This is a genomic window from Nocardiopsis camelliae, from assembly GCF_028993595.1.
Classification (GTDB): domain Bacteria; phylum Actinomycetota; class Actinomycetes; order Streptosporangiales; family Streptosporangiaceae; genus Nocardiopsis; species Nocardiopsis dassonvillei.
This window is the reverse complement of sequence record NZ_CP118614.1, coordinates 2,923,194-2,941,967: the sequence shown is the minus strand read 5'-3', so window position 1 is coordinate 2,941,967 and position 18,774 is coordinate 2,923,194. Positions and strand designations below refer to the sequence as shown.

The 18,774-nt window shown below is 73.6% G+C and carries 20 protein-coding genes; 7 read left to right on the top strand and 13 right to left on the bottom strand.

Annotated features, from left to right (window positions below; translation table 11 throughout):
* Positions 1-62 precede the first annotated feature (62 nt).
* Together PV789_RS12835 and PV789_RS12830 are read left to right on the top strand one after the other, a co-directional pair.
* On the top strand, positions 63-536 hold the full coding sequence (locus PV789_RS12835; protein ID WP_274977632.1) for a carboxymuconolactone decarboxylase family protein: 474 nt from the start codon (positions 63-65) through the stop codon (positions 534-536).
* Positions 537-609: 73 nt separating this feature from the next.
* Positions 610-906 (top strand): sigma-70 family RNA polymerase sigma factor family protein, encoded by a 297-nt coding sequence (locus PV789_RS12830; protein WP_274977631.1) that lies wholly within the window; start codon positions 610-612, stop codon positions 904-906.
* A gap of 144 nt (positions 907-1,050) precedes the next feature.
* Here the strand turns inward: PV789_RS12830 and PV789_RS12825 are convergent, their stop codons facing one another.
* Positions 1,051-1,461: a VOC family protein gene (locus PV789_RS12825; protein WP_274977630.1), complete on the bottom strand. Its 411-nt coding sequence runs from the start codon at positions 1,459-1,461 to the stop codon at positions 1,051-1,053.
* A gap of 20 nt (positions 1,462-1,481) precedes the next feature.
* Positions 1,482-1,916, bottom strand: a complete 435-nt coding sequence (locus PV789_RS12820; RefSeq protein ID WP_274977629.1) for a helix-turn-helix transcriptional regulator — start codon at positions 1,914-1,916, stop codon at positions 1,482-1,484.
* A gap of 498 nt (positions 1,917-2,414) precedes the next feature.
* On the opposite strand from PV789_RS12820, the gene PV789_RS12815 reads away from it, so the two are divergent.
* Complete coding sequence (locus PV789_RS12815; RefSeq protein ID WP_274977628.1) at positions 2,415-3,464, top strand: NAD(P)-dependent alcohol dehydrogenase; 1,050 nt, start codon at positions 2,415-2,417, stop codon at positions 3,462-3,464.
* A gap of 284 nt (positions 3,465-3,748) precedes the next feature.
* On the opposite strand, the gene PV789_RS12810 is transcribed toward PV789_RS12815, so the two are convergent.
* From PV789_RS12810 to PV789_RS12795, 4 genes are all read right to left on the bottom strand, one after another.
* Positions 3,749-4,699: a DUF1177 domain-containing protein gene (locus PV789_RS12810; RefSeq protein ID WP_274977627.1), complete on the bottom strand. Its 951-nt coding sequence runs from the start codon at positions 4,697-4,699 to the stop codon at positions 3,749-3,751.
* Between the two features lie 182 nt (positions 4,700-4,881).
* On the bottom strand, positions 4,882-5,559 hold the full coding sequence (locus PV789_RS12805) for an aspartate/glutamate racemase family protein (protein WP_274977626.1): 678 nt from the start codon (positions 5,557-5,559) through the stop codon (positions 4,882-4,884).
* Positions 5,556-6,263 (bottom strand): AroM family protein, encoded by a 708-nt coding sequence (locus tag PV789_RS12800; protein ID WP_274977625.1) that lies wholly within the window; start codon positions 6,261-6,263, stop codon positions 5,556-5,558. Before PV789_RS12800 ends, PV789_RS12805 begins: the two co-directional genes overlap by 4 nt.
* Before the next feature lie 14 nt (positions 6,264-6,277).
* Positions 6,278-7,927, bottom strand: coding sequence for an OPT/YSL family transporter (locus PV789_RS12795; RefSeq protein ID WP_274977624.1), 1,650 nt, complete (start codon positions 7,925-7,927; stop codon positions 6,278-6,280).
* Between the two features lie 216 nt (positions 7,928-8,143).
* On the opposite strand from PV789_RS12795, the gene PV789_RS12790 reads away from it, so the two are divergent.
* A complete protein-coding gene (locus PV789_RS12790; RefSeq protein WP_274977623.1) occupies positions 8,144-8,995 on the top strand; it encodes an IclR family transcriptional regulator in 852 nt (283 codons plus the stop codon).
* Positions 8,996-9,004: 9 nt separating this feature from the next.
* On the top strand, positions 9,005-9,763 hold the full coding sequence (pepE, locus tag PV789_RS12785; RefSeq protein ID WP_274977622.1) for a dipeptidase PepE: 759 nt from the start codon (positions 9,005-9,007) through the stop codon (positions 9,761-9,763).
* 200 nt (positions 9,764-9,963) lie between these two features.
* On the opposite strand, the gene PV789_RS12780 is transcribed toward pepE, so the two are convergent.
* From PV789_RS12780 to PV789_RS12770, 3 genes are read right to left on the bottom strand one after another with little or no spacing between them, the layout of a single operon-like run.
* On the bottom strand, positions 9,964-11,547 hold the full coding sequence (locus tag PV789_RS12780) for a fluoroquinolone export ABC transporter permease subunit (protein WP_274977621.1): 1,584 nt from the start codon (positions 11,545-11,547) through the stop codon (positions 9,964-9,966).
* The gene (locus PV789_RS12775; protein WP_274977620.1) at positions 11,544-12,398 is read right to left on the bottom strand and encodes an ABC transporter ATP-binding protein; all 855 of its coding nucleotides are present in this window, start codon (positions 12,396-12,398) and stop codon (positions 11,544-11,546) included. The genes PV789_RS12780 and PV789_RS12775 overlap by 4 nt, the downstream gene beginning before the upstream one ends.
* 9 nt (positions 12,399-12,407) lie before the next feature.
* A complete protein-coding gene (locus tag PV789_RS12770) occupies positions 12,408-13,145 on the bottom strand; it encodes a TetR/AcrR family transcriptional regulator (RefSeq protein ID WP_274977619.1) in 738 nt (245 codons plus the stop codon).
* Positions 13,146-13,272: 127 nt separating this feature from the next.
* On the opposite strand from PV789_RS12770, the gene PV789_RS12765 reads away from it, so the two are divergent.
* Positions 13,273-13,572, top strand: coding sequence for a hypothetical protein (locus tag PV789_RS12765; protein ID WP_274977618.1), 300 nt, complete (start codon positions 13,273-13,275; stop codon positions 13,570-13,572).
* A gap of 137 nt (positions 13,573-13,709) precedes the next feature.
* Here the strand turns inward: PV789_RS12765 and PV789_RS12760 are convergent, their stop codons facing one another.
* Positions 13,710-14,084 carry a DUF427 domain-containing protein gene (locus PV789_RS12760; protein WP_274977617.1) on the bottom strand — a complete coding sequence of 125 codons (375 nt, stop codon included), beginning with the start codon at positions 14,082-14,084 and terminating at the stop codon, positions 13,710-13,712.
* Between the two features lie 325 nt (positions 14,085-14,409).
* On the opposite strand from PV789_RS12760, the gene PV789_RS12755 reads away from it, so the two are divergent.
* Entirely contained in the window at positions 14,410-14,652 is a 243-nt protein-coding gene (locus PV789_RS12755; RefSeq protein ID WP_212640215.1) for a PLDc N-terminal domain-containing protein, read from the top strand.
* Here PV789_RS12755 and PV789_RS12750 read toward each other — a convergent pair.
* The 3 genes from PV789_RS12750 to PV789_RS12740 all read right to left on the bottom strand — a co-directional run bounded on the left by PV789_RS12750 (position 14,646) and on the right by PV789_RS12740 (position 18,584).
* Positions 14,646-15,770 (bottom strand): hypothetical protein, encoded by a 1,125-nt coding sequence (locus PV789_RS12750; RefSeq protein ID WP_274977616.1) that lies wholly within the window; start codon positions 15,768-15,770, stop codon positions 14,646-14,648. The two genes, PV789_RS12755 and PV789_RS12750, sit on opposite strands and share 7 nt — an antisense overlap.
* 74 nt (positions 15,771-15,844) lie before the next feature.
* Entirely contained in the window at positions 15,845-16,528 is a 684-nt protein-coding gene (locus PV789_RS12745) for a hypothetical protein (RefSeq protein ID WP_274977615.1), read from the bottom strand.
* Positions 16,529-16,694: 166 nt separating this feature from the next.
* On the bottom strand, positions 16,695-18,584 hold the full coding sequence (locus tag PV789_RS12740) for a S9 family peptidase (RefSeq protein WP_274977614.1): 1,890 nt from the start codon (positions 18,582-18,584) through the stop codon (positions 16,695-16,697).
* Positions 18,585-18,774: the final 190 nt, after the last annotated feature.

Here is an 18,774-nt window from a genome sequence, read left to right as displayed (position 1 = left end):
AGGGCGACGGGCCATCTCGTCTCAGGGGGTGTAACCGATGACGACCGCGAAGGAGCACCCCCATGGACGCAAGACTCGACTACTTGACCAGCCCGACCGCGGGCAAGGTCGTCAAGCCCTTCATGTCCGTGGGCCGGGCGCTCAGGGACTCGGCTCTGCCGAACGCCACGCAGGAGCTGGTGGCGCTGCGCGTGAGCCAGATCAACGGCTGCGCCGTCTGCCTGGACATGCACACCAAGGACGCCGCCGCTGCCGGTGAGACCGCCGTGCGGCTGAACCTGGTCGCGGCGTGGCGTGAGGCCACTGTCTTCACCGACGCCGAGCGCGCCGCGCTGGAGCTGGCGGAGGAGGGCACCCGGGTCGCGGACGCGGCCGACGGGGTCAGCGACGGGGTGTGGGAGCGCGCCGCCGAGCACCACGACCAGGAGCAGCTCACCGCCCTGGTCATGCTGGTCTCATTCATGAACGCCGTGAACCGGCTCAACATCATCACCCGGCAGCCCGCCGGAAGCTACGAGCCCGGGCAGTTCCACTAGGTTCCGGCACGGGGCCCGGCGGCTGCGGACTTCGGGTTCCGGCCCCGGGGACGGCGGCGGCCGGGCCCCGCAGTTGGCCGGGGCCGTCACGGGCGCGGCGAGGGTGGCGCGGCTGCTGGGCACGGTCTTCCCCCGGCTGCTGCGGATCGGCGTGGCGTTGGAGCAGCACGAGGTCAACGGCCAGCCCGGCGCGCTCCTGCGCGACCGGGAAGGCCGGGTCCTCCAGGCGCTGGTCCTGGATGTGCTCGACGGGCGGGTCCAGCACGTGCACGGGGTGATCAACCCCGACAAACTGGGCCACCTCGGCCCGGTCGCCGACGCCTGGGCCGTGGACCGCGAGGTGAGGCGGGCCCGGAAGCGGTCGCGCTGACCCCCGGTCGGGGCCGGCCCCGATCGGAGCGGCTCCGGCCCGGACCGGCCCTGATCGGACCGGTCCCGATCAGACCGGCCTCGACCGGTGGGCGGGCCGAAGGCCGGGCCGCAGGGTCGTACGCAGGCCCGTCCAGCCCCCCGTTCAGACGGTCTGGTTGATGCGCACGAGGTTGCCGGACGGGTCGCGGAAGGCGCAGTCGCGGACCCCGTAGTCCTGGTCGATGGGCTCCTGGACCACGTCCGCCCCGGCGGCCTCCAGACGATGGAAGAGGCCGTCGAGGTCGTCGGTGGCCAGGGTGATCGCGGTGTAGGTGCCCTTGGCCATCAGCTCCAGGACGGTGCGGCGCTCGTCCTCGGTGACGCCGGGGTCCACGGCGGGCGGGTGCAGCACGATGGAGGTCGCGGGGCGCCCCGCAGGCCCGACGGTGATCCAGCGCATGTCCTCGTAGCCGACGTCGTTGCGGACCTCGAACCCGAGGATGTCGCGGTAGAAGGCCAGGGCGGCCTCGGCGTCGGTGTGCGGCAGGAAGGCGTGGTGAATGGTGATGTCCATGCCCCCAACGCTAGGCCGGGCTACAGGGAGCGCGCTTCTTGATTCCTGACCGGTCTGGTCACCTGTTTGGCCAGGCAGGGCGGGATGCCCGCCGCCGCCCGCGAGTGGTCGCGGCGGTAGACACTCGGCGGCACGCCGACCAGCTCGGTGAACCTCGTGCTGAACGTGCCCAGCGAGGACGAGCCCACCGCGAAGCAGACCTCGGTGACGCTGAGGTCGCCGCGCCGCAGCAGCGTCATCGCCCGTTCGATCCGCCGGGTCATCAGGTACGAGTACGGCGACTCGCCGTAGACACGTCGGAACTCCCTGCTCAGGTGCCCGGCCGACATGTGCGCCCCGCGGGCCAGCGCCTCGACGTTGAGCGGCTGGGCGTACTCGCGGTCGATCCTGTCGCGGACACGGCGGATGGCGGCGATGTCGCGCAACCGCTGTTCCTGTGCGTCCCTGTCGGCCATGGACGCCATCATCCCACGCCGCGCCGGGGCGGGACCGGTCGCGCACAGGGCGTGGGCGCCGAGACCGGACACGGACCTCGGCAGCCCGCGTGCCGTCGGGAGCCGGACCGGAGGCAGTCGGGGTAGAAGTTCCGCCCGCGGGGGTGATCCTCGCCCGTCTGGTGGAGAGGAAGTCCCGGATCTGGTTGCGGTGGTCCATGTCCTCCAGGCTAGGGAGCCGGACGGGCTCGTGGGAGGTCTTGGCGTTACCCCGAACGGGAGGAACCCCCTCGGTCACCGGACGGGGGCTCTCCGGGCGGAAACGGCGAAGCCCCGCAAGCGGGACCTGCCGTGACGGGCACTGACAGACCCTCCCAGAGGTGGCGTCGGGGTGTTTGACTGCCGGAGGCGGTCGACGCGGCATCCGCGGCCGTCCCGTCGTCCCGTGCCCGGAGGGCTGACCGCGCCCTCCCACGGGGTTCGACGCACGTCCAACACGAAAAAATTCTGAGGAGATTCATGTCCCTCGTTCACGCCTACACGGCCTCGTCGGCGACCGCGCCCTTGGCGCCGGGCACGATCGAGCGCAGGGAGGTCGGCCCGAAGGACGTCCTGATCGACATCGCCTGGGCGGGGATCTGCCACTCCGACATCCACACCGTCCGCGGGGACTGGGGCGAGGTTCCCTATCCGTTGACCGTGGGGCACGAGATCGCCGGTGTGGTCGCCGAGGTCGGCTCCGAGGTCACCAGCCACAAGGTCGGCGACCGGGTGGGAGTGGGCTGCATGGTCGACTCCTGCCGGGAGTGCGCGAACTGCCTGGCCGGTGTGGAGCAGTACTGCCTGCGCGGGTTCACCGACACCTACAACGGCACCGACCGGGACGGGACCGTGACCCAGGGCGGGTACTCCCAGCGCATCGTCGTGGACGAGCACTTCGTGCTGCGCGTCCCCGAGGCCATCCCCTTCGAGAAGGCCGCGCCGCTGCTGTGCGCGGGCATCACCACCTACTCGCCGCTGCGCAACTGGAACGCCGGACCGGGCAAGAAGGTCGCCGTGGTGGGGCTGGGCGGTCTCGGGCACATGGCGGTCAAGATCGCCCACGCCATGGGGGCGGAGGTGACGGTGCTCTCGCAGAGCCTGAAGAAGCGCGGGGACGGGCTGCGGTTCGGCGCCGACCACTACCACGCCACCAGCGACCCGGACACCTTCGAGCGGCTGGCCAACACGTTCGACCTGATCGTCAACACGGTCAGCGCGCCCATCGACCTGGACGCCTACCTCAACCTGCTGGCGCTGGACGGCGCCATCGTGAGCGTGGGCGCGCCGCCGGAGCCGGTGGCGGTGACGCTGTTCACGCTGTTCGAGAACCGCCGCTCGTTCGCCGGTTCCAAGATCGGCGGTATCGCCCAGACCCAGGAGATGCTGGACTTCTGCGCCGAGCACGGCATCGCCCCCGAGGTCGAGATCGTCGGCGCCGACCAGATCAACGAGGCCTGGGAGCGGGTGCTGGCCTCGGACGTGCGGTACCGGTTCGTCATCGACGCCTCGACCCTGGGCGGCGCCTGACCGCCCCGCGAGTCTGAGCACGGCGGGCCCCGCCGCTCCCCGGCGCGAGGGAGTCGGCGGGGCCCGTCCCGTCACATGCGGCGGGCCCGCCCCGCCCGGCACACCCGCGTCACCCGAAGCGGCCCGCCCGGCGTGGCCATTGAGCAGCGCGGGCTCGGCGAGATCACCAGAGCCGGACCAGGTTCGGCTCTCGTGACCGGTCCGGGCCTGTGCTGTGCCGCGCCGCGAAACAGGGAACAGGGGCACCGCCCCGTGGCCCGGGCGGGACGGCACCCCCGACAGCCTCAGGAGGCGGCGGACTCGCCCGCGCCGCGCAGGTGGGACATGCTCCCGTACAGCTCCTGGAGCCGCCGCACCTCGTCGGCGTCGACGAAGCTGGCGATGCCGCGGCCGTAGTCCTTCGCGGTCTCGATGACGAACCGGACCGCGCTCTCCACGCTGCGCAGGTCCGTGGCGCCGGTGGCCGAACCGGCCACGGCCTCCTCGGTCACGATGGCCACGCCCACGACCGGGGCGCTGGTGGCCGTCGACGGCTGCAGGATCGAGTTCACGTGGTAGACGCCGTTGCCGTACGGGGTGATGTCCTGCATGGTCAGCGGCATCACGACCGGGGCGCGGCCGGTGGTGCGGGAGACGATGTCGAGCAGGCTCTCCGGGACCCGGACGATCCACCCGTCGACGACGGCCGGGGTGATGGCGATGCCGTGGTGGTTGCAGATCCGGTTGCCCTTGGTGGTGTCCACGGACAGGATCGCGTCCATCGCGGGCAGGACCTCGTGCCGGTTGCTGACGTCCTGGTCCACGACCGAGCCCATGAACGGAACCGGGTCGTGGGGCTGGGTCGGGGCGTCGGGGTCGATGTGGGTGGCCAGCACGACGTCGCCGGGCAGGGTGTCGCCCCGGCGGCGCATGTCCAGGAGCTTGGCCGCCGCGGAGACGGCGGTGAGGGCGCCGTCCCCGTCGCTGACGAAGCCGATCTGCTCCGGGCGCGCGCCCAGGCCGCCGAGGCGGCCGAGGATGCCCAGGGTGGGCGCGGAACCGCCGGAGGCGGCGCCGTCGGTACCGGCGATCGTCACCCGGACGAAGTCGGTGGACCCGCCCTCGCCCGCGACGGTCTCCACGAGGACCTCGCCGTCGGCCGCGCCGTGGCGGCGCAGGTACTCGGCCACGGACGCCCCGTTCGCGGCCGGGGTGTCGAGCAGGTCGTGGGTCTCGATGACGTGGCTCCAGGACATGGGTTCCCTCTCTCAGGTGGTGGACCGCCCGGTCCGGCCGGACACCGCGGTCGGCGCCCCGGCCGGGGCGGTCGTTCGGGTGGTCGCCGCGCGGCCTGTGCGCGCGGGCGACACGGCTTGCCGCGTTGGCGCGTCAGCCGGTTGTCGTGTTGTCGCGGTTGCGGGTTGTCGCGGTTGCGGGCTCAGTCCCCGGCCGCGCCTGCGGACGTGCCTTCGGCCGCACCCTCCGCCGCTCGCACGGCGGCGCGCGCCCCGGCGCGGACGGCGTCCACGACGGGGACGCCGACCCGGTCGGTGAGCCGGGCGGCCAGGCCGATGGTGGTCATGCCGGTGCAGGCGAACATCAGGGTGTCCGCGCCCATGGCGACCAGGCGTTCGGCGGCCCGGACCGAGGCGGCCAGCCCGGCGTCGGTGCGCAGGTCGTGGGTCCGGCGCACGCCCTCGGGCACGAGCGCGGCGACGCGGGCGGGACCGAGCACGGAGATGACCGAGTCCGGGGTGCGGGTGGTCAGGTCCAGGACGCCGACCCGCGAGCCCAGTTCCAGGGCCCGACGGGCCGCGGCCTCCCCCGCGCCGACGACGGGAATCCCGACCGCGGCGCGGGCCGGGGCCAGCCCCGGGTCGGCGGCGCAGCTGACGAGCAGCGCATCCACGCCGTCCTCGCGTTCCATGCGCGCGGCCAGGTCCGCGACCTTGGCCGAGGCGAGCGCGAAGGTGGCGTCGTCGTGCACGCCGTCGGGCTGGTCGGGCAGGCACCGCGAGACGGTGTCCACGCCGAGCTCCTCGCGGATGACGCGGCCGTGCGCGTCGAGCTGCTCCCGGTCGTCGGTGGTGACCACGCGGATGACGCCGATCCTCATGCCGCCGCCTCCGTCCGCGCGCCGAGCGAGTCCAGGACCTCCGAGGCCAGGCGCACGCACACCGACCGGGCCAGGACCACCGGCAGGCCCGAGGCCGCGGCCGCGCGGGCGCGCATCTCCTCGGTGTAGCCGATGCAGTCCAGGGCCAGGAGGTCGGCTCCGGCGTCGGCCAGGCGCCGCGCGGCGGCGGCGAGGTCGTCAAGGGTTCCGGTGTAGGGGGAGCAGACGTCGGTGAGCACCCGGGTTCCGGCGGGCAGGCGGCGGCCGAACTTGGCCTCGATGTCGCGCCTCTGCTCGGGCAGGGGGCACACGACGCCGACGCTTCCGGTGTCGCCGAGCAGGGCCGCGGCCCCGAAGGCGATCATCCGGTCGGGCACGAAGAGCGGCTTGGTGTGCTCCAGCTCCGGGAAGGCGCCGGTGCAGGCGAGCAGCACCGCGTCGACCTCGCGTTCCAGGTCGGCGAGCAGGCCCGGCAGGCGCTCCATGACCAGGGACTCGCCCAGGACGACGGAGGTGCCGTCGGCGAGGCGGGTGGTGAGGGCGTGGTCGTCGGGGGCGATCGGCCGCGCCTCGATCCGGGCGCGGGTGAGGCCGTCCAGGACGCCCCGCTCGACCACGGTGGCCTCGGGTACCAGGGCGGTGATCTCCGGGGTCAGGTCCGTGCGCGGCGCCTGGCCGATGGTGACGACTCCGAGTCGTGTCATGGTTCCTCCCGGGTTCAGCGGCTGAAGACGGTGCCGACGGAGTGGACGGAGTCCCCGGCGATGAGTCCGGCGCCGACCAGGGCGATCTCCTGTTCGCCCTTCTCGCCGCGGCGGCGCTCCCACACCAGGCGGATCGCCAGCCCGGCCAGGACGAGCCATCCGGCGTTGGGCGTGGCCACGAGCAGGCCGGTGGCGAGCAGGACGCCCATCTGGCGCCGGGGGCCGCCCAGGAGCTGCACGAGCGCTCCGGGCACGGCCCACAGGGCGAGCTGGAGCAGGACCGAGGGGTCGCTCAGCCCGGCCTTGATCGTGTCGGCGTAGACGATCGAGGTGGGCGGCACGGCGCCGTCCTCGAACAGGCCCTGCCAGAGCAGCGCGACCATGCCGATGGCGACGGCGAACCCGATCATGGAGGAGATGAGCTGCTGGCGGCGGCCGTCGAGCTCGAAGGCGGTGTAGGGGCGGCGGTCGCGGCGCAGCACCCACCCGGCCTTGAAGTCGTAGCCCATGTCCGCGAAGGCGGGGCCGGTGGCCGCGCAGTAGCCCACGAGCAGGGCCAGCGGCACGCCGGGGATGCCCAGCGCCAGGCCGAGGATGAGGAAGATGAGGGTGACCGCGAAGGCGGGGAACCAGCCCGCGTGCATGGCGGCCAGGCCGACGATGAGTTCGTGGACCAGCGCGGCCACTGCGGCGAACAGGACGAACCCGAGGATGCCCAGCCAGCTCATGTCCGCCCAGATCCCGCCGGTGACCGCGAGCACGAGGGCGCCCAGGGCGAACAGAACGTAGCCCGAGCCCAGGGCCCGGCCCAGGGTGACGCGGTCGACCGTGTAGGCCAGGGACGGGTCGTCCTGGGCGGCGCGGTCGCGGGCGGCCTCGCGCTCCCTCTCCCGGCTGCTCTGGCGGCCGGCGAGGATGACGACGATCTGGACCAGCGCGACCACGCCCGCGCCGATCATGACGCCGTGCGGCACGTAGATCGAGTTGAGGTCGATCCCGATGACCGCCGGGGAGTACTGGGCGACGAGCAGGCCCACGGCGAACATGAGCAGGGCCCACACGTTGCCGATCATCGCGATGCCCGCCGCCGACATCGGCATGCCCAGGAAGGACGCGCCGAGCCCGACCGCGCCGCCGCCCACCAGGATGGCCGCCTGGCGTCCGCCCCGGTCACCGGCCTTGATGGTCTCGGCCGCCGCCACACCGGGCGGCCAGGCCGCGTCGGCGGGCAGGAACCGGGAGCCGAACGCCTTGTAGAGCACGAACACGTCGATGAGCAGGCCCAGGGACGCGCCCAGCAGCATCGGCCACACCAGGTCGGGGCGGCCGAAGAGGAACGGGATCGCGATCGGGGTGAGCAGGGAGTTCGCCGAGGCGAAGGTCGCGCCGGAGATCGAGGACTGGATGAGGTTCTGCCGGTTGGTGTTGCGCATCGAGCGCAGCCCCAGGAACCCGATCCGGCCGATGAGCATGGCCACGACCGCGCCGATGACGCTGGTGTTGGGCGAGACCCCGAGCGTCGTGATCATGTGGATCCCGATGACGGCCCCGAGGAGGCTCACCAGGACGGTGACGATGACGACGACGGGTTCGAACGCGCGCGGGTGGCGGGCGCTTCCCGGGGTCTGCGGTTCGGTGGACGAACCAGGTGCCGACGGTTCCATGTGTGTCCTTCAGGGGTGGCTCACGTCCGTCGAGGACGGAGTGTCGCTGGTCAAAGGCCTGCGGTGCGCGGCTGCCGCGTCCTGGCCCGTCACGCCCAGGCTGCCTCCCGTTCACCCGCCGGGGCAAAGGTTTCCCACTATGTGGGAGTTAAGATCACATTTCGATCCCCGGAGCCGAGGGCCACGGGCCCCGCGGCGGACGTAGGGTGGGCTTCCATGTCCACCGGTTCCACGGAACGCACCGGCCCGCTCCAGACGGTCGACCGGGCGCTCGACGTCCTCCTCAGCTTCGACGAGTACCGCACGAGCTGGGGCGTCCTCGAACTCGCCGACGAGTTCGGCCTGTCGAAGTCGACCGCCCAGCGCCTCCTGGCCTCCCTCGCGGGCAAGGGGTTCCTACGCGCCGACCCCGACACGCGCCGCTACAGCATGGGCCCCGCCATGTGGCGCATGGCCGGGCTGTGGGAGCGCTCGGGCGGCCTCTCCGTCCTGGCCGAACCCCTGCTCGCCGACCTGGCCCGCTCCAGCGGCCGCACCTGCCTGTTCTGCGTCCCCGACGGCGCGCACGTGCGCTGCATCGCCGCGGTCGGCGGCTCGGAGGGCCCGCGCCGCTCCCACCCCTTCCTCGACGAGCTCTACCCAGCCCACGCCGGGGCCACCTCCCGGGCCTACTTCGCCTTCCTGGACCCGGCAGAGCGCAGGGCCCTGCTGGCGGGGCGCCCCTCCGCCCGCTTCTCCGACCTCACGCCCTTCGACGAACAGCAGGTCGAGGAGCTCTTCGACGAGGCCGTCGAGCAGGGCTACGCGCTCTCCCAGGGCGAGTACGACGCCGCGTCCCGCGCGCTGGCCGTCCCCGTGTTCGGCGGCAAGCGCCCGGTCGGCTCCGTGACGCTGGTGGAGAACAAGCACTCCGACCACGACGACGACCTGCTCGACCACCTGGCGCCGCTGCGCGCCGCGGCCGACGATCTCACCGGGCTGCTCTCCAACCGCCGCCCGGCTCCTCCTACGCGCAACTGGAGGCGGGGGCACGGCTCCCGCCCCTCCCCGCGCCCGACCGCTCCCTGAAGGGGGACCATGCCCGAGCTGCTGCTCTTCTCCAACTCGACCAACCACGGCCGGGACTACCTCGACCACGCGTGGAAGGAGGTGGAGGCCTTCCTCGACGGCCGGGACACGGTCGCGTTCGTGCCGTTCGCGGGGGGCGACCACGCCGCCTACACCGCGCGTGTGGCTGAGGCCTTCGCGCCGCGCGGGGTCCGTGTGACGGGGGTTCCGGCGGACGCCGGGGCCGCGCGGGTCCTGGACGAGGCGCAGGCCGTCTTCGTGGGCGGGGGCAACACGTTCCGCCTGGTGGCCGACCTCCAGCGCACCGGGCTCATGGACGACCTGCGCGACCGCGTCCTGGCCGGGCTGCCCTACATGGGGGCGAGCGCGGGCACCAACATCACCGCTCCCACGCTGCGCACCACCAACGACATGCCCATCGTGGAGCCGCCCTCCTTCACCGCGCTGGGCTTCGTCCCGTTCCAGATCAACCCGCACTACCTGGACGCCGACCCCAGGTCCACGCACCAGGGCGAGACCCGGGAGACCCGGCTGACGGAGTTCCTGGAGGCCAACGACGTGGACGTCCTCGGCCTGCGCGAGGGGACGCACCTGCGCGTGCGGGGCGCGGGGACGGACGTGGTCCGCGCGACCGTGGGCGGCACCGCCGTGCAGCCGGACGCCCCGGGCCCGGCGATCGTCTTCCGGCGCGGCACGGCCCCCTTCGAGGTGTCGGGCGAGGTGACCGACCTGTTCGCGCGCACGAACCGCTTCGACCAGCCGGTCTAGGGTCCGCGGCGCGGGGGCGGGCCCGGTCCGCCCGGCTGTCGGACGGAGGAGTTCGGGCAACCGGCTCGTCCGACCGTCGGGGGGGGAGGATGCCGGGATCGGGCCCGTCCGGTGTCCCGTGGGGGGAGGGCGGACCCGGTCCGTCCGGCAGCCGGAGCGCAGCCGCTGACCCGGCCGGACGCCCCCGGTCGCGCGTCGGCCTACGCGCCCTCGATCCGCCGCACGGTGCGCCGCAGCAGGAGCGCCAGCGCGGCGGCGGCGACCAGGACCCCTCCCGCCAGGCACAGCCAGGGCCCCAGCGGTCCGGCGTCGTAGCCGGGCAGTGCCAGGGCGGGCCAGGACGGCGGGAGCGGCAGCAGCAGGAGGTTCCAGGGCGCGGGCAGGACCCAGGCCGCCACCGGGGTCAGGACCAGGAGCGCGCCGATCCCCTTGACCACGACCAGGGCCTCCACCTTGTTGGCCGACAGCGCGGTCATCGACGCCGTCAGCAGCGGCGCCTGGAGGGCAGCGAGCACCAGGGCGACCACGACCGGCGCGGACCACCCTGGGGCCATGAGCCCGCTCAGGGGCAGGGCCGCGGCGAGCCCGGCCAGGGACAGGGCGGTGACCAGGGCCGTCCGGTAGCCGAGGTAGGCGGGCACGGACACCGGCGAGGCGCGCAGCACCAGCAGGACGTTCTCGTCGGAGTCCTCGACGGCGCGCAGGCCGCCGACCACCCCGAACATCATGGGCACGTGCAGCAGGACCAGTGCCGCCAGGACCACGGGGGTGTGCGGCGCGAGGTCGAACCCGTAGGAGCCGAGGACGAACTCCGAGGCCGCAGGGAAGGCGAAGCGGATGACCAGCGCCAGCAGGACCGGGGCGCCGAGCATGAGCAGCAGCAGGGGGTCGCGCCCGGTGCCGAAGAGGTCGACGCGGGCGAAGCGCACGATCGCCGGGAGGCCGCCGCGTCCGGTGACCGGCCGGTCGGGCCTGGTGACCAGCCGGACCGGACCGGTGTCCGGCCGGAGGGCCCCGGCCGCGCCCTGGCCGCCCGCACCCCTGCCGTTCGTGTGCTGCCGGGGAGCGGGAGCCTCTCCGCGCTCGACCGTGCGGGAGGCGGCGACCACCCCGGCCGCCGCCCACGCCACGGCGTAGACCGCGCCCGCGGCCAGGGCCGCGGGGGACGCGTCGAGGGAGCCGGGCGCGGCCCCCAGACGGATGAGGTCGGCGCCCGCGGTGGTCGGCACCGCGTACAGGAGCGGGTGCTCCAGGATTCCGCTGACGTGCACGAGGGGGACCAGGACCAGCGGCGCGACGGTGAGCGGGGCCGCGAGGAGGAAGCCCGACAGGTCCCGGGAGCGGGCGCCCACCGCCAGGCACACGGTGAGCAGCAGCAGACAGGTGAGCGCCACCCCGCCCAGGACCGGCGGCAGGGCCTGCGCGAGGTCGGCGAAGCGGCCCCGCAGCGCCGCCGCCAGCATCGGCACGGCGATGAGCAGCGTCAGCGCGGTGAGCACCGCGAGCCGGGCCGCCACCCCCTCCCCCGCGCGCAGCGGGGTCACGGTCAGAGCCGAACGCGTTCCCTCGGTGCGTTCGAAGAGCAGCAGGGCCGCGGCGAAGAGCGCACCGAAGCCCGCCGTGTCGAGGAAGAGCAGGTAGGCCGCCACCGTCCCGGCCGCCTCGGCGGGGACCGCGAGCAGGGCCAGGGTCCACACGGCGCCGAGGGCGGCGGCCACGGGTACGACGCCGTAGCGCAGGCCGACCCGCGACTCCAGCGCGGCGGTCGCGAGCAGGCGGTTCACAGCTTCTCCCGGGTGACCGTCGCGAAGACCTCGTCCAGCGAGGCCTCGCGGGTGTGCAGCGTCTCCACCTCGCCCCGCCTCAGCAGCTCCAGGAGCTCGGCGTCCTCGGCCAGTGCCTCCAACGGCATCTCCCGGGCGGCCCGTCCGCGCACCCGGGCCACGAGGCCGGGGCGGCCGTAGCGGAGCTTGAAGCCGCGCGGTGTGTCCACGGCGGCGATGCGCCCACCGGCCACGAAGGCGACCCGGTCGCACAGCAGGTCGGCGGTGACCATGTCGTGCGTGGTGAGGAAGACCGTGCACCCCCGGTCCGCCGCCTCCCGGACGACCTCCCGCAGCAGGGCGGAGCGCACCGGGTCCTGGCCCGAGGTGGGCTCGTCCAGGAAGAGGAGTTCGGGTCTGTTGACCAGCGCCCGGGCCAGGTTGAGCCGCATGCGCATGCCCTTGGACAGGTCGTCGACCCTGCGGTCGGCCGCGTCCGCCAGGTCCACCCGGGCCAGGAGTTCGCCGGGGTCCTCGACGGGACCGCGGTAGAGGGAGGCGAAGGCGGCGAGGTTCTCGCGGGCGGTGAGCTTGCCGAACCCGGCCGGGAGCTCGAAACCCACGCCCACGCGCTCGAAGTAGTCCGCGCCCCGGTCGCGCAGGGGGTGGCCGAGGACGCGCGCCTCGCCCTCGTAGCGGCGCAGCAGCCGGGTGAGCACCTTCTGGGTCGTGGACTTTCCGGCGCCGCTGGGGCCGAGGAAGCCGAAGACCTCGCCGCGGGCCACGGAGAAGCTCATCCCCGCGACCGCGGGCCGGTCGGCGTTCGGGTAGCGGACCCGGAGGTCCTGGACGGTGATGACCTGGTCGGCCATGGGGGGTCCTCAGGGTCGGTGGCGGGCGGGTGAGGGGGCGCGCAGGGCGAGGAAGGCCCGGTCGACGAGCGCGGGCAGTTCGTCCCGGCCGTCCGAGTCCACCCAGGCGACCACGGCCTCGGACAGCACCGCCGAACAGGCGGCGGCGACGGCCCTGGTCTCCAGGCCGGGGGGCTCGGTCCCGGCTGGCGCAGGATCGGGGGCTCCGCTTCCAGACGGATCCGGAGCGGAGGCCTCGCTTACAGGAGAATCCAGACCGGAGGCTCCGCTTCCAGACGGAATCGGACCGAGGGCTGCGCTTGCAGGCGGAGTCGGGTCGAGGGCCTCGACCCGGACCGGGGCCAGACCGCGTTCGAAGGCGGTGCTCGCCGAGGCCAGGTTCTCGCCGATACGCGAGCGCAGGGCCGGGATGGACAGCAGGAGGCGGGCCCGGGCCAGCAGCGCCTCCCGGTTGTCCTCGTAGACCCGGCCGAGTCCGACCAGGGTGGCCCGGTGGACCCGCTCGACGGCCGGGAGCGTGTCGGGCTGCTCGCGGACCAGCTCCTCCAACATGGGGTCGTACTCGTCGCGCAGGACCACGTCCTCCTTGGAGGGGAAGCAGCGGAAGAACGTCATGTGCGAGACGCCCGCCTCACGGGCGATCTGGGCGACCGTGGTCGCCTCGTAGCCCTGCCGCTCGAACAGGCGCAGGGCGGCCTCCTGGATGGCGGCCCTGTTGCGCTGCCTGCGGCGCGTGCGCTGGTCCATGTCCGCTCCTCCCCCGGTCGGTTCCGACACAAGAAGTGTTACTCGCTAACACAACTTCGTCAATCCCTTCCGCAAGGGCCCGGAGCCCGTGGAGGCACCGGAGCGGCCCGACGGGAAGAATGCGCGCATGGGCACATCCAGAACACTCGTGGCGTCCGAGGACATGCACTCCCACCTCGTCGGCCAGTTGAACTCGGCCCTGCGGCGGCCCGGGATGTACGGAGGCGAGACCACCCTGCGCATGCTGGTGGACCACCTGCTGTTCATGGAGCGTGGACCGCGGGCGGGGGCCGAGCACCAGCGGCTTCTGGAGGAACGCGGGGCCTGGTCCCCCACCGGGGTCACCGGAGCCTTCCGGCGGCTTGTCCCGGGCGGTGACTACGAGCACGGCGCGGTTGGCTGGCACCCGGACGCGTCCTGGACGTGACGCCTTCCCGTCGAACGATCGCGCCCCGTGGGAGGCGCCGGAGGCCGTGCGTGGCCGCGCGGGGAGAGTTCGGCACCGGACCGACGCCTGCGAGCGCGGCGGGCGCTCCCGCCGGGGGGAGCCCGCCGCGCGACCGCTCAGAAATCGGCGGTGACCCGGACCTTGTCAGGGCTGAAAGCGACGTACCCGGCGATCTCCGCGACCGCCGGGTAGGGCTCCTCGTACGCCCACACCGCGTCGACCAGCTCCTCGCCCTCCCCGACCGCGAGCGTGCGGTAGGTCGCGGTTCCCTTGTAGGGGCAGTGGGTGGTGGTCGCGCTCGGCCGCAGAACCGCGGGGTCCACATCGGCGAGTGGAACGTAGTGGACCGGCGGGTAGGCGGCCTCCCGCAGGGTCAGCGCGTCCTCGGTGTCGGCGACGACCCGGTCCCCCACCCGCGCGACGACGCGCGCGCCGGCGGGTTCGACGGTGATGGGGTGGTCGGGTCCGGGTGTCCTGCCCTGTCCTGTCATGGTGGTCCTCCCTCTCCCCGCCGAGGCTACTTCGCCCGGACGGGAATTCGTGGGACGGCGACACTCCTCGGGGCACCGACGAAAGTCGGTCGGCGCACCGACCAAAGCGGCTCCCCTCCCCCGGGGCGTGCCGCCTTAGGAGACGGCACGGTGGGTTCTCCAGAGGGATGCCTCCCCACGGGTCCCGCGCCTAGCGTGGTGTTCGTCCCCGCAGGGGAGCCCGGTCGGCCCGCACCGACGGACCGCCGGGAGCCCTTCCGCCCGCGGTCCCGCCGCGGTCGGGCGGGGACACCACGCCCGACCCCGGACCTCGAAAGGGAACGACATGTCACTCCTGGCGGCGAACGATCCGAACCTCGTCCACACCGTGCTCCCGATCCTGCTGCTGGTCGGGGTCGCGTTGGTGTCCCTGGTGACGGTCGTGCTGATCATCGCGGCCGTGTTCAGCATCCTCATGTCGCGGGTGGACGGGGCGATGAAGGTCGTCTGGCTCATCTTCGTCTGCATCGCGCCCCTGATCGGGGCCATCCTGTGGTTCCTCGTCGGACGCAACCGCGTCCCCTACTGACCGGACCCCTGCCTCCCGGGAAACGGGAGGCGGAGCCCCCGCGTGCTCCCGACCGGCCGCAGGCCCGGCCCGCATCCGGGCCCGGGCCGGAGCCGCTCCCCCGGTCCCCGGCCCTGGTGCCGGAACCGCCCGCTCAGCCGCGAGTCGGCTCGGCGCACGCCTCGGCCAGCACAACGCCCATCCGCGGAAGGAGCCCGGCGACGTGGTCGCGGGTCAGCTCCGTCATCCGCAGCCGCCCGCCCACGGTGACGACGCCCAGCACGTGCTCGCCCCGCAGCTGTGTGGTCTGCGCGGGACCCCACAGGGCGGAGAGGGCCGCCAGGCTCTGCCCGCCCGGGTGCGCGACGCCCGCGCCCCCCCGCCACCCCCGCGACCCCGACGTTGGTGATCTGGATGTCGGCCGCGGTGGCGGCGGCCATCATCGCCTCGGCGTCGCCGGAGCCCTCGGGAGGGTGTTCCACGACGGCCGCGGCACCGGCCCTGAGCGCGCCCGGCGCGCGCAGACGGGCCAGCGATCCGCCGGTCCGCCGGGCGAGCGCCCAGAAGTCCTTCGCCTCGTCCGCGGTGCTCGCCGTCCGGGCGCCCGCGAAGCGGACGGCCACCTCGTCGGGCAGGCCGACCGCGTGGCGCAGGTCCATCGGGCTGAGGACGCGCACGAACTCGCGCCCCTCACGGTGGAGCACCGTCGCGGCGGCGGCGCAGAGCGCGGCGTGGACGGACGTGCGCTCCAGGCGGCAGCGGCGGACGAGCCGCTCGGTCAGCCCCTCGCGCAGTGCGAGGGCGTCGACGTGCGGCAAGCGCCCGGAGAACGGCACGAGTTCGCCGACGGCGTCCATGCGCGCGTCCTCCTCCGGGGGCGTACCGGTCGCGGCCCCACCACCCTCCGGCACCCCAACACCGTCCGCCGCCTCGCCTCCGGCCGCCGCCTCACCGCCTCCGGCCGCCCGACAGGTGCGGGCGAGCAGTTCCTCCTGCGTTCCCGGGGCGCCACCGCGGTCCAGGTCCTCACCGCCCAGGGCCGCCGCCAGGTCCAACAGGGCCCGCAGGCCGCCGACGCCGTCGGCGATCTGGTGGGCGAAGGTGAGCACCACGGCGCTGGACCCCGGTTCCCCCGACACGAGCACCGCGCGCGCCGTGGAACGGACGGGAAGTCCGCCGGGGCCGCCCGGCCGGGGCCGCCGGCCGGGCGGTGTCAGAAGTTCATCCAGAGCGTCTCGGCGTCGAGCACCCGGTTGCGCCGCAGCGTGAGGACCCGCTCCACGGCGGCCAGGACCCCGGCCAGGATCAGCGCGGCGTTGAGCCACCGCGGCAGTGCGACCGGCGAGGTGAAGGAACCGAAGAGTTCGGCGACCCTGGGGATACCGGTGACGAGTTCGAGCGCCTGGGGAACGGCCAGGACGAGGTTGAGGGCCAGGATCGCGACCGCCAGCCCCGCGATCGCGCGGCTCACCCGGGGGTGTCGGCGGTGGAGTCGGCCGCGCAGGTCCTCGATGGTGCCCGGCGCGGGGGTGAGCCGCTGTTCCCGGCCGTCGTCCAGGACCAGGTGCACGCGGCGGACGCCGTACAGGGAGATGTCGACCTCGATCACCCCACCGGGGACCGGGAAGGCCGCCGGGAGTTCGGCTCTGGCCTGGCTCCTCCCGTCGGCGTACAGCTCGGCGCACCCGTCCTCCCGGCCGAGGTCCACCTCGGCCGTGTAGACGACGCGTCCACCGCCCGGGCCGGGGTGCTCGACGGTATAGAGCACCCGGTGGAGCACCTCGCGGCGCCGGAACGGCCGCAGCGGCCTGCCGTCCGCCGTTGCGGCGTCGTGCTCGTGCCGCGCCTCCTCCGCGTCGCCCTCCTCCGGCTCCGACGGTTGTCCGAGGCAGTCCACAGTCCCTCCTTCTTCCCCGCGGTGGGGTCTCGCGCCGTGTCACGACCGGGTTCCGTGCCGGGGCACGACCGGAACCAGTCGACACCATGCCGTCACGGCACACTCAACCCCTTCAGGGGGAAGGTGCGCCGCGGCACGGCGGCGACCGGTCCGGTCGGTCAGGGGTTCACCGTCCGCCGAGGTGGCGCGAGAGGAAGCGGTCGATGGCGCCGAACATGGTGATCAGGTTCTCCGTGTTGACGATGGCGTGTCCCTCGTCGTCGAAGACCAGGTACTCCACGTCCACGCCGCGCTCGCGCACCGACGCGACGATGTTGTCGGACTCGGCCTTGACCACGCGGGCGTCGTTGGCGCCCTGGACGACCATCAGCGGCGCGGTGATCCGGTCCACCCGGCTGATCGGCGAACGTGCCAGCATGTCGGCCTCCTGCTCGGGGACGGCCGGGTCGCCCACGTAGCGGTACCAGTTGTTGACCAGCGAAGGCCGCACGAACGCGGGCTGGGTCCGCATGAAGTTGGCCAGGTCGGAGATGCCGACGACGTCGACGGCGGCGGCGAAGCGGTCGGGGGTGAAGGCCGCACCCACGAGAGCCGCGTAGCCGCCGTAGGAGCCGCCCAGGATCGCGACCCGCTCCGGGTCGGCGTAGCCCTGTGTGACGGCCCAGTCCACGGCGTCGATGAGGTCGTCGTGCATCTTCCCGGCGAACTCGCCGATCGCGGCCTTCATGTGGGCCTTGCCGAACCCGCTGGAGCCGCGGAAGTTGACCTGGAGGACCGCGTAGCCCCGGTTGGCCCACAGCTGCGCGGAACTGTTGAACCCCCAGTTGTCGCGGGCCCAGGGGCCGCCGTGCACCGTCAGCACCATGGGCAGGTTCTCGGGCTCCACGCCCACCGGCAGGGTCAGGTACGAGGGCAGTTCCAGCCCGTCCCGAGCGGTGATGGTGACCGGCGTCATCGGCGCCATCGCCTCGGGGTCCAGGTGCGGGTTGGGACGGAACAGCAGCCGGGACTCCCCGGTGGAGTGGTCGTAGAACCAGGTCGCGCCCGGGTCGCGGTCGTGGGTGAAGCTCACGACCCACCGCTGTCCGCTGTCGTCACAGGAGATGGCGGACAGGTCGCCCTCGGACAGCTTCTCCAGTTCGGCCAGCACCTCGGCGAAGTGCGGGTCCAAGGCGTGGACGACCTGGCGCCCGCCCGTGTAGCGCACCCCCAGCAGCTCGCCCCGCCGGTCCCGGATCAGCGGCGGGGGGAAGGTGGGGAAGACCTGCGCGCGGGTGTCGATGTCGAAGTCCGGGTGGCTGTCCACCTCGGTCTCCTCACCCGTGGACAGGTCCACGCGCACCAGGCGGGTGCGGTCGGTGCCCCGGCTGGAGCCGATCCACATCCCGGTCCCGTCCGGCGTCACCTGCGTCGGGAAGACGCCCACCGGGTAGTCGGCGCCGTCGTGGACCAGAACGGGGTGCAGGTCGCCCGTCTCGGGGTCCCGACGGGAGATCTGCGGGTCGCCGTCGGCGTTGAGGGAGGTGGTGAACAGCTCGCCCTCGCGGCCCTGGAACCAGGTCTCCGTGGCGCCGGGGCTCTGGGCCAGCATGGTGAGTTCGCCGGTGGCCACGTCCAGCTCGTGCAGGTCGAACTCGGCGGCGTCGCGGGCGTTGAGCGAGACGGTCATCCTCCCCGGCCTTCCCCGGGAGGGCTCGAACTCCACCACCCGGGCGCCGGGGAAGGGGGTCAGGTCCACCGCGGTGGGTTCGGCGGCGTCCAGGTCGACCCGGAAAAGGTGCCAGTTCTCGTCGCCGCCGCTGTCCTGGAGGTAGAGCAGCCAGCGCGGGTCGTCGGTCCACTGGTAGCTCTGCACGCTGCGGGCCTCGTCGGCGGTCACGCAGCGCGGCTCGCCGTCGAAGTTCCCGGCCGGGTCCAGGTCCTGGACCCAGACGTTGAGCCGGTCCTTCCACGGCGCCAGGTAGGCGATGCGGGTTCCGTCCGGCGAGATCGTCGCACCGGCGCGCTCGGGCGCACCGAAGAAGTCCTCGACCGAGATCCTCGCGGGCAGTGCCATGTCGTTCCTTTCGTCGGTGTTCGGTGACGGGGGCCGCGGACCGGAGGGGCCGTGCCCTCGCGTCCGTCCGCGGCTCCGCGGCGTCGGTTGGCATCCGTCTTTCAGTGTTCTCCCGACTCCGGGGTGCCACCAGTGACACCGCGTCATGAGTCAGAACGGAGAAACGTCATGCCGGGGCGGTGGCGCCGCC

Coding starts and splice junctions, on each gene's coding strand:
- PV789_RS12795 (WP_274977624.1), bottom strand. CDS start 7,927: ATGGAACCGTCGGCACCTGGTTCGTCCACCGAACCGCAGACCCCGGGA.
- PV789_RS12825 (WP_274977630.1), bottom strand. CDS start 1,461: ATGGACATCACCATTCACCACGCCTTCCTGCCGCACACCGACGCCGAG.
- PV789_RS12790 (WP_274977623.1), top strand. CDS start 8,144: ATGTCCACCGGTTCCACGGAACGCACCGGCCCGCTCCAGACGGTCGAC.
- PV789_RS12815 (WP_274977628.1), top strand. CDS start 2,415: ATGTCCCTCGTTCACGCCTACACGGCCTCGTCGGCGACCGCGCCCTTG.
- PV789_RS12765 (WP_274977618.1), top strand. CDS start 13,273: ATGGGCACATCCAGAACACTCGTGGCGTCCGAGGACATGCACTCCCAC.
- PV789_RS12800 (WP_274977625.1), bottom strand. CDS start 6,263: ATGACACGACTCGGAGTCGTCACCATCGGCCAGGCGCCGCGCACGGAC.
- PV789_RS12770 (WP_274977619.1), bottom strand. CDS start 13,145: ATGGACCAGCGCACGCGCCGCAGGCAGCGCAACAGGGCCGCCATCCAG.
- PV789_RS12810 (WP_274977627.1), bottom strand. CDS start 4,699: ATGTCCTGGAGCCACGTCATCGAGACCCACGACCTGCTCGACACCCCG.
- PV789_RS12805 (WP_274977626.1), bottom strand. CDS start 5,559: ATGAGGATCGGCGTCATCCGCGTGGTCACCACCGACGACCGGGAGCAG.
- PV789_RS12820 (WP_274977629.1), bottom strand. CDS start 1,916: ATGGCCGACAGGGACGCACAGGAACAGCGGTTGCGCGACATCGCCGCC.
- PV789_RS12755 (WP_212640215.1), top strand. CDS start 14,410: ATGTCACTCCTGGCGGCGAACGATCCGAACCTCGTCCACACCGTGCTC.
- PV789_RS12740 (WP_274977614.1), bottom strand. CDS start 18,584: ATGGCACTGCCCGCGAGGATCTCGGTCGAGGACTTCTTCGGTGCGCCC.
- PV789_RS12835 (WP_274977632.1), top strand. CDS start 63: ATGGACGCAAGACTCGACTACTTGACCAGCCCGACCGCGGGCAAGGTC.
- PV789_RS12775 (WP_274977620.1), bottom strand. CDS start 12,398: ATGGCCGACCAGGTCATCACCGTCCAGGACCTCCGGGTCCGCTACCCG.
- pepE (WP_274977622.1), top strand. CDS start 9,005: ATGCCCGAGCTGCTGCTCTTCTCCAACTCGACCAACCACGGCCGGGAC.
- PV789_RS12760 (WP_274977617.1), bottom strand. CDS start 14,084: ATGACAGGACAGGGCAGGACACCCGGACCCGACCACCCCATCACCGTC.